The sequence below is a fragment of the Citrobacter sp. Marseille-Q6884 genome, from assembly GCF_945906775.1.
Lineage (GTDB): Bacteria > Pseudomonadota > Gammaproteobacteria > Enterobacterales > Enterobacteriaceae > Citrobacter.
Window position 1 is genome coordinate 811,402 of record NZ_CAMDRE010000002.1, and the last position, 12,494, is coordinate 823,895.

Consider the following 12,494-nt stretch of genomic DNA (forward strand, 5'->3'; position numbering starts at 1 on the left):
CAAGCACAAAACACACAGCGGGCGCGTACGCCCAAAAACAGCGTAGCGGGAGGGTCTTTACCGCTACGTCTGTCACCTGAAGAACGCACTGAAATTGAAGCAATGGCAGAGGCTGAATGTCGATCTGCTTCAAACATGGTTCGCATAGTTTTTTTGCGCGGGCTTGAGTGCATGAAATCCACACATTTTCCGCAATCTGGTAACTGATACTAGCGTGTGAGGTAGAAATGACGGGCGTGACCATTAATATGAATGTTGCTGCTCCTTATGTATCTCTCAAGGAGTATTCCAGACTAACCGGCATTCCATTTGACACATGCAGGTTAATGGTTCGCGACGGAAGGATAATTATCAGACCTAAAGAGCTATCAGGGGGCAAGGTGGAAGTAAACATGATAGCCATGCTCAAGGATGCCATCGCAAACAGTTGACAGGAAAATCATGAATCATCTAATCCAACTGAGTCGACATAGTTATGTATATCGGGGATTCACTATCCACATGTGTCCTAAAAACTCCAGAACAATGCAGCGCGCATATCGCGTGATGAATGATGGGAATTATTTCGGCAGAGACTTTGCATTAGCAGAGGCAATGCGAACCATTGATAAACTAAAAAATGGTGGAAGAAATGAAACTTGAAATGGCTATCGGGCTTTTTATTTTTGCCGTGTTTGTTTTGAGCCTGATTCAGATCCTGATAAGAATGCACTGTAAAAAGATAAAGCAGAAAAAAGATTAAGCATTATCTGAATTTAGGTCGCGACGTGAAGAAGTGGAGCGCAAGGCGCGAAGACAATTGTAATAGGGGCATTTTATGAACGATAACACGCCGTCACTTGCCAGCCTGTTAAAGCATGGTTGTCAGGTTACGCATTACAGTAACACTCGCGGATGGATTGAAACTCCTGACGGACGTTTCTTTAAGCCAGAACCTAATAAGGTTCGTTTTATTAAAGAAATGAATAAACCGTTTGTTTACACGGTAAAAATAAATAAGGGTTTATTGAGTGCTGTAATCCACCTTTTTAAAAAGTGGGGCTGTAAATGAGTCTGATCGGAGCGCACCAGCTTTCGCAAGCTACCCAGCAAGCAATGCGGAAAGCTCGAAGAGTTAGAGTAGCAAAGGCGGAACTTGCACTACTGAGGATTCAATCGCTTCTTGGCCTGAGTGATAACGAGCTGGTGCATGCCGCTAAAAGAGTGGCAGAACTGGATGTAGTTGCTGAACCATGTATGCCACCAAACAAACCATGAGGTTTATATGTTTACAGAAGAGAAAACATCGTGGGAACGGGAAATGCTGATTCGCGAAGCAGTGGAGAACGCGGAGAAAGGCTTTACTGTTAATTTAAAAAATGGTGCGCGCATTGTTGTAACTCCTGACAGCCCATCAATTGATTTAATCATTTATGGTCTTGAAAAAACAATTCGCGGGAATCATGAGCGGGCGCGAATGACCTTTATTGATTTTCTTTATTACTGGCACGAAAGGTTGTTTAAACAGGTTAAAAGAAAACCTCGCCCTAACCACTAATTAAGCAGGCTTAAATTAACGGCATTTATTTTGCCGGGGATTCGTTTTGCCTTTTTCAGGAGGTTGCATGTCGGTTAAGTCAATAAAGCTGGATGGCGAAATAAGTGATCCGGAGTTTGTAGAGATAAGCACCAACGCACGAAAACACGAGCGCGCCCACCTTTTGGGGTTGCTTCGTATTTTTGTTAGCCAGCTGAAAAAGGAAAGCGCCACACCAGAAGAGATTTATTCATCAGTCGAGCGGTGGATCGCAAGCCGCGAATTAACCATTAACGAGGGTAACAAACAATGAATAACTTCATGTTAGATATTCGCGCGCTGGGGAAAGCGCCAGACTCACCAATCTTTGCTGTTGAGTGCGTTTTCTTCGAGCCCTCGACAGGTCAGATTGGCCCGCAGTTCTATCGCGCCATAAATATCAGGACGGTAGGGGGCATTTATCCTGAAGCTGTTTTGCAGCTCATGAAGGGAGACAACGCGCAGCGCGCTGAGGTTATCAGTGCAACTTGCAGCGAGATTGACGCCATACAGTCCGCCTGCCGGTTTATTAATACCACTGCATCAAAACACGAAAAACTCTATTGCTGGTCTGCGAGCAATTCAGCTGATGTGGCTACGCTGGCTCATGCTCTCTCCCGCTATGGAATCCCAGACCAGGTTCTGCCGCCTTTCGAGATTCGGCATCTCTCTACGTTAATCCACATCGCCGGTATCACCGGATATACGCCGCACCCGCGCCGCTCGACGGCAACCTACATGCTGACCGATGCGGTATATCGGGCTGAGCAGGTTTGCGAGGTCTGGCAGCGCCTGACTTCCCCACACCTCGAATCGTTGTGAGGGCAAGATAATGATCAGATCACCAATCAAATGGGCGGGCGGTAAAACTCGCGTTATGCCGCAGCTGCTGGAGCACTTGCCGAAGGCCGATTGTCTGATTGAGCCATTCGTTGGCAGCGGTACCGTATTTATGAATACGGATTACCGCCGTTATGTTCTCTGCGATAGCAATCGCGCGCTGATTAACTTCTTTCTTCAGTTGAGGGATGACACAGAGCGCCTGATCGCTGTTGCTAGGGACATGTTCAAGCACGGCAACAGTAAAAGCTGGTATTACGGCGAGCGTGACCAGTTCAATACTCTGTCATGGGATGACTCGGAAAGGGATTGTTACGCGACGTTGTGGGCGGCGTCTTTCTTGTACCTGAATCGTCATTGCTACAACGGCCTGTATCGTACGAATAAAAAGGGCGGCTTCAATGTCCCGTTTGGCAGCTTCAAGGCACCCTATTTTCCAGAAGTTGAAATGCGCATGTTTGCCGAAAAGGCGCGGGACACTCACGCAATCTTTCTTTGTAATGACTTTCGCACCTCCATTCCATACATCGCGAAGAACAGCACTGATTCTGTAATTTACTGCGATCCGCCGTACATCCCGACCAGCAAAACAGCCAATTTCACCGCCTACGGCAAGCCGTTCACGTTAGATGACCACCGCGCGCTTGTTTCAATCCTGCTTGATGTTAATCGCCAGCACGACACGCGATCGGTGATCTCCAACAGCGATACCCCGGAAACCCGCGAGATCTATTCCGCTTTCAATCTCCACGCCCTCAGCGTTCGTCGCTCTGTTAGCGCCAAAAGTCGCGATATGGCTGGCGAAGTTATTGGCGTTCTTCGCGTGTGTGATGGTTGCGGCCGTGCTGGCGGTGGTTTCTGCCCGGATTGTGGCCCGGTAATGGGGAATGCGACTTACGACGAGATGTTTTTAGGATTCGACCCTGCCAAAGGCTGTGAAACACAGGAGCCTTTCTGATGACCATCAAAAAGACTCATACGGGCATAGTTATTACCAAAGACGGCCCGCAGCGCAAGAAGTTGCACCAGACGGAATCCATGTGGGTAGTCGGTAAAACAGAGTGCTACCGGAAAGACACTGGCAAACGTCACTTTGCCGAACGTACCCGCCGTCGACTGCTGCTTGATTCAATCGAAGAGATTCGGGAGGTCGCCACCCGATGAACACAGTTGATGCAGTGATCACTCGCGTGCTCGACGTTCGCCCATACCGTCATTTCTGGATCGTTGAGGTGGAGGTGTTGAGCTGGGGCAGGTACAGCAGCACGACCATTATCCGTGATACCGAAAAAGACGCCCGGCAGGTTAAGCCCGGCGACACCGTGACGGTGTAGGTGGTGCGCGATGACGGCTTATTACAACGAAGCGGCGGCGGCATTCATAAGTGCTTATATGGCGACGGTGAGTTATGTCTGATCTCGCCGCGCTAGCATGGGAATGGAATACCAAACGGCAGGCCATCAACCCCCATAAAACCGAAAGTTCAGCCATTGAGTATCTGACACCGAAAGGCGAGCGCAGAGCGCTCGCTTATGGCGATCTGGTTGATACGGTCTACCGCGCACCATTGCGCCCGCGCGAGGGCGAGGCGTGTGAGGCATTTGATCGCAATGGCCGCGCTAACTACCTCCGCCGCCGGGTGCAGGCGCTCCCGGCGTTTATCCGTAAGCGCTTCTCGCAGCACCTTGAAAACCTCGAACGCAGCAAGCCAAAAGACGTTGTGCGCTGGCTGTTCGGTACGTTTGAGCGGCATGTTTTACGCCGTGTTGATGCGGTTAACGCGCAATACCTCCCACAAAGTACGCTCCCGGCGATCCTTCTCCCACTGCGCGATGACTTCCACCTGTTGCCATGGGCAGACAAAAAACGCCTGAAAAGACTGGCGTATAAGCTTGCGAATCTGATGAAAAGCGAGTTTATGCGCGAGTTTGATTTTCAGTATGAGCAAACATCCGATCTCGATTTTTCGTCGATTTACGCGTATGGGGCTATAGCGAGCAAAGCGGCGACGCTCAATATCGCGATCCCCGGATGGGCGCGTTATTGCGATGAAGAGTTGGACGCCGACGAGGCCCTGCGTGCCGCTGGCAGACTTCATTCCGAAAAATGGTGGCTTAACAAAATCCGCCGCATCCATGACTGCTGGCGCGAACATCTAATGATCGCGACCGGCTACGTCAGCAAAGTGGCTTCACCATATTGCTCTGATCCCTGCTTCAGAGAATGGGTGGCGCAGAAAAAAGCGAACTTCGAATTCCTTCAGGCGATGGAGCTGGAAGACCAGGACACCGGCGAGCGCAGCTCATTACTGGATAAGGTGATGGGTAGCGTTTCCAACCCGAAGATAGCGCGGCATGAGCTGATGGTGCGCATGCGCGGGTTTGAGGATATGGCGAATGAAATGGGGCTGGTTGGCATGTTCTACACGGTGACAGCGCCGTCGCGTTACCACTCAACGCATGTCCAGTCAGGCAGACGAAACGATAAGTACCAGCACGCCAGTCCGCGTCAGACGCAAAAATACCTTTGCAAAGTCTGGGCGCGCGTCAGAGCCAAATGGAGTCGCGAAGGTATTCGCACGTTTGGTTTTCGTGTTGCAGAGCCTCACCACGATGGAACCCCTCACTGGCATCTGTTGCTCTTCCTCCGTCCTGAGGAAGTAGAGAATGCAACAGCCATTTTCCGCAAACACGCCATGAAAGAGGACGGTAACGAGAAAGGTGCTTCAGAGCACCGTTTTACCGTTACGCCGATGGACGAGCAATTTGGGTCTGCAACAGGCTATATCGCGAAATACATCTCGAAAAACATCGATGGCTACGGCATGGATGGTGAAGTGGATCTTGAGTCAGGCCAGCCGGTCAGGGAGATGGCAAAGCGTGTACGCGCCTGGGCTTCACGCTGGAACATCCGCCAGTTTCAGCAGATTGGCGGCGCGCCGGTGACCACCTGGCGGGAGCTGCGCCGGTTAGGTGACCGTGAGTTGGTATTGCATCCGGAGCTGGAAGCGGCACGCGCCGCAGCCGATGCACCAGACTGGCCGGGATATACCAACGCTCAGGGCGGGCCATTTGTCGCGCGCGATTGCCTGCGCGTTCGGCTTAACTATGAATTCACCGAAAACGGCAATGATTATGGTGACACGGTCGCCAAAATTACTGGTGTTTATTGCCCTTATACGGGCAGCGAATCCGTCATTTTCACCCGCACCACCGATTACAAGATTGTGCCGAAGCGTAAGCCGTCGCCGGTCGAGATTTTGACCTTAGAAGGCCGCGCAGCGGCCCCTCGGAGTTCTGTCAATAACTGTACGGGGCGCTCCGGAACGGACGAAAAACCACCGTTAAAAGTGGCGGTGCCAGCTGGTACCACACCGTCAAAACCGACGATGCATGCCGGTATTGATCACCCGGACAGTCAGATGACAGAACTTCCGCTGAATATCGAAGATTTGCGCCGATATTCACGCCAGCAACGGCAGGAAATCACCAGCAGACTGAAAAACTTTGGCCGCGAAAGCTCAGATCAAGCCTTCGAGCGTACCGCGCGCGGTCTGCGCACGTCTGTTGATGATGAAACTGCGTTGACGTGGGGGCCAAAAGTGGCCGCAGCGAAAGATATGAGCCTGACACCAGAAGAGGCAGAACAGCGTTGGCGACAACAGCTGCGGACCGAAGCGGAGCTGCGTGCGGATAACTATGCCGCCGCAGTTGCGGAATACCAGAAGAAAAAAGCCGAAGCGGCGCTGCGGCAGGTACAGAAAAGAGAGGCTGCGAAACAAGGCGGGGTCAGCCAGGAAACCATCGCCAGCATCGGCGCGCAGCTGCGTAGTTGCAGGATTTTCGTCAGCGATGATGTTGTGAGGTCGATTGCTGGCGGTGCCCGCGTTCGCCACGGCGGCGGACTGCTCGCCATGAATAATGGCCGGTTGCAGGAAGTGAAGGCATGGCGTGCCGGTGAGAAAGATAAACTGACGTCTGAATACGTGGCGGTGTGTGACCTGGTCACGCGCTGGAAGAAGGCGGCTAAACGAAAAAGACAGGATTGAAGCAGTGAGTGAGATGGTCAGCCATGGTCGCTTTTGACGGTTCTGGCCATTCTATCGAGCAACGTCATTTTAGGCGGTGCTGCAGGTTGGTTTTTTTGGGAACGAGAAAGTTATGAGCTATCTGGGAAGCAAAGCGGCGAGCGGTGTTTATCAAAAAATTATTGCCGAGATGCCACCGCATGACACGTACATCGAAACTCACTTGGGCGGTGGCGCTGTCATGCTACGTAAGCCACCGGCGAAAGTCAGTTGGGGGATTGATATTGATCCGCTGACCATTGAGGCATTTAACCAGAGTAATCATGAATTTCTGGATGCTCTGGGCGATAGTCTGTTTATTGACGTCGGCGACGCGGTGACGTTTTTGGAGCGCTTTGATTATTCTTATGCTGGCCGGGTGCTGATCTACGCTGATCCGCCTTATCTGCATGAAACGCGAAGCAGCTCTGCGCGCTATCGGTGCGAGTATTCTGTTAAAAACCATGAACGATTGCTGACGCGTTTACGCGATCTCCCGGATAACGTCAGCGTAATTTTATCGGGCTATCCGTCAGGATTTTATGACCGCATGTTACATGACTGGCGCGCCCGAGAGTTTCAGGCAATGACGCGCGGCGGGGTGAGGACAGAGAAGATCTGGATGAACTACCAAGAGGGGCGCGCTTATTCGCATACTTTTGCAGGTAAAAATTACAATGATCGCTATCGAATCAAGCGAAAGGCGCAGCGCTGGAAGGAAAAATTTGCAGTGTTACCGCCTGCTGAGCGCCTGGCGATTATGGTGGCGCTCGGCGAGGTTGATCAGGTGTAAAAATGGGGGCCGCGCGGATGCAAAAAGATGCACAAATTTGCACAATTTTTGAAACAACGTTTTTTCCATGCCGCCCCAGCACTGGCGGGGCTTGGGCGGACTGCACAAAGTGCACAAAAAGAGGTTGGTTTAGCGCGCAGGCGAGGCGGGGGAGCAAGCGCGCGCAAAGGGGGTCAGGCAGGGGGTCATATCATCCGCCATTCGCCGCCTGTCGGGCGCTCATGTTGATGGTTGAGCGAAGCGGCAGCGCGAGAGAAGTCGCGCCAGAAGCCCGCTGGCTGCGTCTGGTAGGGGGTGTGGTTTATTTGTGTTTCGCGAGTGGCCGATATGGCCGGAAATGATGGTGCTGCGGGTGGTACCGCACCGCCAGAAATGACGATGCGGCCAGGAGATCACTTCGTGGGTTCAAGCAATGCGTAAGGGTTGAAGCGAATCACCTCCTCACCCAGCCAGTCGTTAACATGCTTCATGGCCTCCATGCAGGGTGTCAGCTCGTTGACGGCGAACACGCGAGCCGCTTTCTCAATATCACCGAATGAACCGTTCCCTTCCGGAATGGCTCCCATCAGTTGCGGCGGCACCCGGTGCGCTGCCAGCATGTCATCGCGGGTGGAAGACTTCACCCCCACAAACTCATCCTTAGCCGATATCTGGCTGAATGGCAGTATTTGCACGGAGTCTTTGCCGCCGTTAGGTGCGTGCAGAAGGATGTTCTTAAACGCCCCGCCGCGCCGGGTATCCGTCAGCGTCTTTTTGAGCTTATCAAGGCTCTCCTGGTCGGCCATCGCGCTGTTAACGTAGACGATGCAGCCAGCGTGCGAGCCGTTGTCGTAGTAGAGCTTTCTGAACTTGTCAGCAGAATGGGCCAGGTTTGCAGACAGCAGGCCAGCGAAATACTCAGGCATGCCGTATATTTCCTGGTGAATATCCGGGCTGAGAACGTGACATACCGAACCCGTTGAAAACATGTGATCCTGTAGCCCGGCCTGAATAAACCAGTAAGTGTCCAGGTCAGAACCACGGCGTGTGTATTTCGCCAGCGAGTGACGAAAGCCAAAGGAACCACCAAGCCGGTTTTTTCGCATCTCAAGATAGCCATTCCCGAAGACAAACCAGTCCAGTGCGAAGGCGGAGAACACCTGGCGGGAAAGAAGTTTGTGCGGGATAAAGCATCCGGCAAGGACATTGCGCTTGAAATAAAGCGCCGACTGGTGCCAGCTCGCATAGCCAAACTGACGGGCGAGGCCATACCAGTCAATAGGGGTTTCGTAGTATCGCCCGTTGTCTGCGCAATACATGTTATCAAGCAGGTCGCTGGCACCACTCACCGGCCATGGGCCGTCGAAGGTGAATGAGTTCATCTCCGGTGACGCTTTCAGTGAGGCGGCGAGATCTGCCTGCTCCCTGGCATACTTCCTGCCGCGTGTGGGTCTTTGTTTGCTCAAGGTTAATACTCCGTAACTGTCATACTGCTGCCGCCTTCTTGTCCCAGCGGTTCGTTAATGGTGGCAAGCATCGTCGCCCATGCGAGATCGCCATGACTGACGCCGCGAGAGCGGTCCGTGTCGTAAGTGACAACGCCTCCAGGGGTAACGATCTTGCGGACAGAGTTGAATGCACCAACCAGGTCAAGCTCACCACGATCAAACTCCCAGCGCCCGCCACGAATCAGCTGTTGCATCTTCAGCACGAGCATTCGCTTGCTGGACGGTGAGAACTGGTAACAAACCGCTGCCGGGAAATGCTTTTTAACCAGCTGATAAACCGCTTCACCAATACCGGTGCCATCGATCCCAATGTGCTGCACGTTGTACCGGGTGAGCATGCCGATAATTAGATTGGCCTGCTCTTCGAACTCCATCCCTCGTATGCGTAGTGTCTCAATCGTGCGGAACTTGCCGCCGGGCACCATCGGCACAGCGTTAACGGATATGGCTCCACTGTCCCCCTTGCCGCTGGCGCCGTTCGGGTCATAGCCAATCCAGACGGGACGATCAGCCATGGGGCGGGCCGCATATGGCCGCCAGTCGGGCCAGTCGTCATAACCATCAGCGCCGCATGCCAGTAGCCTGTTATAGTCAAAGGCGCTTTCACCGCTTTTGATGAACTGGCATCCGTACAGGTTGTCGTATTCCTCCGGGCTGTTCTCTTCCCGGATTTCGTCGATATCAGTCAGATCCCATCCATGGTCGATAGCATCCTGCAACGTGACAATCTGCCTCCAGATCTTGTCCGGGCACATCAGGCCGCTGTTAAGCGTTTTCCAGGATGTATCAAATTCAATGCGCTTGCCATGGCTGCGACCTTTGTTAAATGCTTCACCTGTCCAGAATGGATAAGCCTCATGGCTTTCTGCTGAAGGGGTGGAGAAATAGGTACGCGTTAGACCTTTTAGCGTTGCCATGGCGCCCGCGACTTTTTTCAGGTTGGCAAACTGGCCTACCCAAAAGAATTCGTCGAAATACAGGTTGCCCGTGTATGACTGAGCGGTAGCCGCTGACGTGCCAAGAAAATGCAGCTCGGCGCCGTTGAACAGCTGGATCATGTCGCCGCCCTTGAGCTCCACGTCAACTTCTTCGGCGGCCGAGCGAATGAAACTACGAAACTGGTACGCCTGGCGGCGGCTTGCCGATAAAAAGATTTGGTTGCGCTGATGCTTATATTTCACATCCTCAGACAGGGCGCGCACGAGAGCTTCACGTGCGAAATACCACGTCGCGCCAACCTGACGGCTTTTCAGGATCATGCGATTGCGCCAGTGGTGATTGTCATACCACCCTTTCTGGTGCCAGTGCAGAGAGCCGAGAATGTTCTCCCGCAGCGCGGCAATCTGCGACTCTGAGAAATAGTTTTGCTTTTTGCGGATCTTTTTCTTCGGCTGGGTGGCTGCTGTGCCGTTATCCAGCTTTTTTAGCTGCCGGGTGAGCAGGTCAATCTCTTTGAAATCACCGCCGGTCTTTTTTTCTTTGCCAGTGAGCTGAATTAGCCTGGCATCAATGGATGTTGTCACGCGCTGGATCGGCGGTGTGGTGTCCCATTCATCTCGCTTTTTCCATGAGTAAACCGTGTTCTGGTTGATCCCCATCAGGCGTGCGATCTCTGCTGGCGGGTAGCCCTGCCAGTAAAGCTGTCGTGCACGCTGCATGATGAATGCTTCTTCAATCGCCATTAATCCTCCTCGCTTCCTGCCGGGGAGATTAACCCGCGCGCGCGTACCCTTGCGCTCGCTTTAGGTTGTGGTGCTCCGCTCACAACAACAACGCGTTGAGGGGGGATGCGTCCCCCTGCCATCATCTCCGGGAACTCAGAAAACAAGCGAGTAAACGAACATGGCAGGCACAGCAAAACCACGTAAGAAGTTTCGCGTGGCCGTCTCCGGAAATACCGTTGACGGGCGCGAAATTCAACCGCAGCACCTTCGCGATGCGGCAGCAAATTACAACCCTGAGGTGTATGGCGCGCGGGTCAACATTGAGCACTATCTCTCTATGTTCCCGAATAGCGATTTTGGCGCGATGGGGGATGTGGTAGCCCTCAGCACCGAAGACATCACCGAAGGTGCACTGGCGGGGCGTACCGCGCTTTATGCCGAAATCGAACCATCCGAGCGCATGGTGCAGATGACCGACAAAGGGCAAAAAGTCTATTCCAGTATTGAGCTGCATCCGCAGTTTGCCCTCAACGGCAAAGCCTATGTTGTCGGGCTGGCAATGACCGATACCCCGGCGAGCCTGGGTACTGAGCGTCTTAAATTTGCCTCACAGCAGCGTGCATCGGTGATGGCCTTCAATAACCAGCAGGGTGAGGCGCCGATGTTCACCGAAGCGCTTGAAGCAGAGGTGATCGAGCTGACCGCCCAGCGCAGCGATGAGGGTGCCAAGTGGTTTAATCGCGTGATGAGCATTATTGGCAAAGGTCAGAAAACGGACGATCAGCGCTTCAGTCAGATGCATCAGGTCGTTGAGGCAGTAGCGCAATCGCAATCCGAGCAAATTGATCGCTTCAGTGCCGCAGAGCAGGAGCGACAGGAGGATAAGGCCGCTATCCAGAAGCTGACCACTGAGCTTGCGGAGCTGCGCCAGAAGCTGGGGAGCACTGAAGCTTCCTTCAGTCAGCGACCACCTGCGAACGGCGGCGCCAACGCGCAGCTGGCTGATTACTGATATCCACTACGAGAGCAGAGAACATGGAAAACAATACCCGCCAGCTGTTTGATCAGTACATTGCGCGCCAGGCGCAGTTAAACGGCGTATCGACTGCGGCAGTCGCTGCGAAATTTGCGGTAGACCCGGCGCGTCAGCAGCGCCTGGAGCAGGCCGCACAGGAGAGTGATTCTTTCCTGAGCAAAATTAACGTGTTTGGCGTTAACCAGCAGATTGGTCAGAAAGTGCTGATTGGCAGCAAAGGCCCGATGGCTGGCGTTAACAACAGCACCACCAACCGTCGTAATCCAGGGGCTAACCATTCAATGGAGCCGTTTGATTACATGTGCCGCAAGGTCAACTACGACTACGGGATCAGCTATGAACAGCTTGATGCCTGGGCGCATATGCCGGAATTCCAGCCCCTGATCAGCAAGGCGATGGCTCGCCAGATGTCACTTGACCGCATCATGATTGGTTTCAACGGCACCAAATACAGCGATCCATCAGACCGCGCGGCTAACCCACTGTTGCAGGATTGTGGCATTGGCTGGCTGGAGAAAATCCGTACTGAAGCCTCACACCGCGTGATTTCCGGCGTCACGATCACTTCCCGTGATGAAGATAACAAGGTTATTGCGAAAGGGACTTACGGCAACCTGGGTGCGGCGGTGTACGACGCCAAAAACAGCCTGATGGATGAATGGCACAAACGTAATCCTGACAACGTGGTGATCCTGGCAGGCGACCTGTTGACCACCGGCAACTTCCCGGCGATTAACGCCATGAGCCAGACCAACCCGAACACCGAAATGCTGGCCGGTCAGCTGATTGTTGCGCAGGAACGTGTCGGCAACATGCCGACCTTCATCGCGCCGTACTTCCCGGTCAATGGCGTACTGATCACGCCGTTTAAAAACCTGTCCGTGTACTACCAGCGCGGTGGACTGCGCCGGACGATCAAGGAGGAGCCGGAATACAACCGTATTGCGACTTATCAGTCATCGAATGATGACTTTGTGATCGAGGACTACGGCAACGTCGCATTCATTGACGGCATTACCTTTGCCGAGGCGCCGGCAGGCGGCGCATAACCGC

General features: G+C 53.2%; 15 protein-coding genes. 13 read left to right on the forward strand and 2 right to left on the reverse strand.

Annotated elements, in window-relative coordinates:
• Positions 1-227: 227 nt before the first annotated feature.
• From N7268_RS19055 to N7268_RS19105, 11 genes are all read left to right on the forward strand, one after another.
• Positions 228-431: a hypothetical protein gene (locus N7268_RS19055; RefSeq protein ID WP_024142410.1), complete on the forward strand. Its 204-nt coding sequence runs from the start codon at positions 228-230 to the stop codon at positions 429-431.
• A 70-nt stretch (positions 432-501) separates the two neighbouring features.
• The gene (locus tag N7268_RS19060) at positions 502-642 is read left to right on the forward strand and encodes a DUF4761 family protein (RefSeq protein WP_239509506.1); all 141 of its coding nucleotides are present in this window, start codon (positions 502-504) and stop codon (positions 640-642) included.
• A 175-nt stretch (positions 643-817) separates the two neighbouring features.
• Positions 818-1,051: a phage filamentation protein Fil family protein gene (locus N7268_RS19065; protein ID WP_260864073.1), complete on the forward strand. Its 234-nt coding sequence runs from the start codon at positions 818-820 to the stop codon at positions 1,049-1,051.
• Between the two features lie 213 nt (positions 1,052-1,264).
• Positions 1,265-1,537: a hypothetical protein gene (locus N7268_RS19070; protein ID WP_057063507.1), complete on the forward strand. Its 273-nt coding sequence runs from the start codon at positions 1,265-1,267 to the stop codon at positions 1,535-1,537.
• 67 nt (positions 1,538-1,604) lie between these two features.
• Complete coding sequence (locus tag N7268_RS19075) at positions 1,605-1,829, forward strand: hypothetical protein (protein WP_149691540.1); 225 nt, start codon at positions 1,605-1,607, stop codon at positions 1,827-1,829.
• A complete protein-coding gene (locus N7268_RS19080; protein ID WP_260864074.1) occupies positions 1,826-2,377 on the forward strand; it encodes a 3'-5' exonuclease in 552 nt (183 codons plus the stop codon). The genes N7268_RS19075 and N7268_RS19080 overlap by 4 nt, the downstream gene beginning before the upstream one ends.
• A 10-nt stretch (positions 2,378-2,387) precedes the next feature.
• Positions 2,388-3,353 (forward strand): DNA adenine methylase, encoded by a 966-nt coding sequence (locus N7268_RS19085; RefSeq protein WP_016155220.1) that lies wholly within the window; start codon positions 2,388-2,390, stop codon positions 3,351-3,353.
• Positions 3,353-3,559, forward strand: a complete 207-nt coding sequence (locus N7268_RS19090) for a hypothetical protein (RefSeq protein WP_003835835.1) — start codon at positions 3,353-3,355, stop codon at positions 3,557-3,559. The genes N7268_RS19085 and N7268_RS19090 overlap by 1 nt, the downstream gene beginning before the upstream one ends.
• Positions 3,556-3,729: a hypothetical protein gene (locus N7268_RS19095; protein WP_016155221.1), complete on the forward strand. Its 174-nt coding sequence runs from the start codon at positions 3,556-3,558 to the stop codon at positions 3,727-3,729. Before N7268_RS19090 ends, N7268_RS19095 begins: the two co-directional genes overlap by 4 nt.
• 74 nt (positions 3,730-3,803) lie before the next feature.
• Positions 3,804-6,443: a replication endonuclease gene (locus tag N7268_RS19100; protein WP_260864075.1), complete on the forward strand. Its 2,640-nt coding sequence runs from the start codon at positions 3,804-3,806 to the stop codon at positions 6,441-6,443.
• A 112-nt stretch (positions 6,444-6,555) separates the two neighbouring features.
• Complete coding sequence (locus N7268_RS19105; protein ID WP_260864076.1) at positions 6,556-7,254, forward strand: DNA adenine methylase; 699 nt, start codon at positions 6,556-6,558, stop codon at positions 7,252-7,254.
• Positions 7,255-7,646: 392 nt separating this feature from the next.
• Here N7268_RS19105 and N7268_RS19110 read toward each other — a convergent pair whose 3' ends face one another.
• Both N7268_RS19110 and N7268_RS19115 read right to left on the reverse strand, forming a co-directional pair.
• Complete coding sequence (locus tag N7268_RS19110) at positions 7,647-8,699, reverse strand: phage portal protein (RefSeq protein ID WP_260864077.1); 1,053 nt, start codon at positions 8,697-8,699, stop codon at positions 7,647-7,649.
• A gap of 2 nt (positions 8,700-8,701) precedes the next feature.
• Positions 8,702-10,423 carry a terminase large subunit domain-containing protein gene (locus tag N7268_RS19115; protein WP_260864078.1) on the reverse strand — a complete coding sequence of 574 codons (1,722 nt, stop codon included), beginning with the start codon at positions 10,421-10,423 and terminating at the stop codon, positions 8,702-8,704.
• 160 nt (positions 10,424-10,583) lie between these two features.
• On the opposite strand from N7268_RS19115, the gene N7268_RS19120 reads away from it, so the two are divergent.
• Entirely contained in the window at positions 10,584-11,417 is an 834-nt protein-coding gene (locus N7268_RS19120; RefSeq protein ID WP_008500366.1) for a GPO family capsid scaffolding protein, read from the forward strand.
• 23 nt (positions 11,418-11,440) lie between these two features.
• A complete protein-coding gene (locus N7268_RS19125) occupies positions 11,441-12,490 on the forward strand; it encodes a phage major capsid protein, P2 family (protein ID WP_000430111.1) in 1,050 nt (349 codons plus the stop codon).
• Positions 12,491-12,494 lie beyond the last annotated feature (4 nt).

What these genes read in the sequence shown, in the direction of transcription:
- N7268_RS19055 (WP_024142410.1), top strand. Translation starts at nt 228, where the DNA reads ATGACGGGCGTGACCATTAATATGAATGTTGCTGCTCCTTATGTATCT.
- N7268_RS19060 (WP_239509506.1), top strand. Translation starts at nt 502, where the DNA reads ATGTGTCCTAAAAACTCCAGAACAATGCAGCGCGCATATCGCGTGATG.
- N7268_RS19065 (WP_260864073.1), top strand. Translation starts at nt 818, where the DNA reads ATGAACGATAACACGCCGTCACTTGCCAGCCTGTTAAAGCATGGTTGT.
- N7268_RS19070 (WP_057063507.1), top strand. Translation starts at nt 1,265, where the DNA reads ATGTTTACAGAAGAGAAAACATCGTGGGAACGGGAAATGCTGATTCGC.
- N7268_RS19075 (WP_149691540.1), top strand. Translation starts at nt 1,605, where the DNA reads ATGTCGGTTAAGTCAATAAAGCTGGATGGCGAAATAAGTGATCCGGAG.
- N7268_RS19080 (WP_260864074.1), top strand. Translation starts at nt 1,826, where the DNA reads ATGAATAACTTCATGTTAGATATTCGCGCGCTGGGGAAAGCGCCAGAC.
- N7268_RS19085 (WP_016155220.1), top strand. Translation starts at nt 2,388, where the DNA reads ATGATCAGATCACCAATCAAATGGGCGGGCGGTAAAACTCGCGTTATG.
- N7268_RS19090 (WP_003835835.1), top strand. Translation starts at nt 3,353, where the DNA reads ATGACCATCAAAAAGACTCATACGGGCATAGTTATTACCAAAGACGGC.
- N7268_RS19095 (WP_016155221.1), top strand. Translation starts at nt 3,556, where the DNA reads ATGAACACAGTTGATGCAGTGATCACTCGCGTGCTCGACGTTCGCCCA.
- N7268_RS19100 (WP_260864075.1), top strand. Translation starts at nt 3,804, where the DNA reads ATGTCTGATCTCGCCGCGCTAGCATGGGAATGGAATACCAAACGGCAG.
- N7268_RS19105 (WP_260864076.1), top strand. Translation starts at nt 6,556, where the DNA reads ATGAGCTATCTGGGAAGCAAAGCGGCGAGCGGTGTTTATCAAAAAATT.
- N7268_RS19115 (WP_260864078.1), bottom strand. Translation starts at nt 10,423, where the DNA reads ATGGCGATTGAAGAAGCATTCATCATGCAGCGTGCACGACAGCTTTAC.
- N7268_RS19120 (WP_008500366.1), top strand. Translation starts at nt 10,584, where the DNA reads ATGGCAGGCACAGCAAAACCACGTAAGAAGTTTCGCGTGGCCGTCTCC.
- N7268_RS19125 (WP_000430111.1), top strand. Translation starts at nt 11,441, where the DNA reads ATGGAAAACAATACCCGCCAGCTGTTTGATCAGTACATTGCGCGCCAG.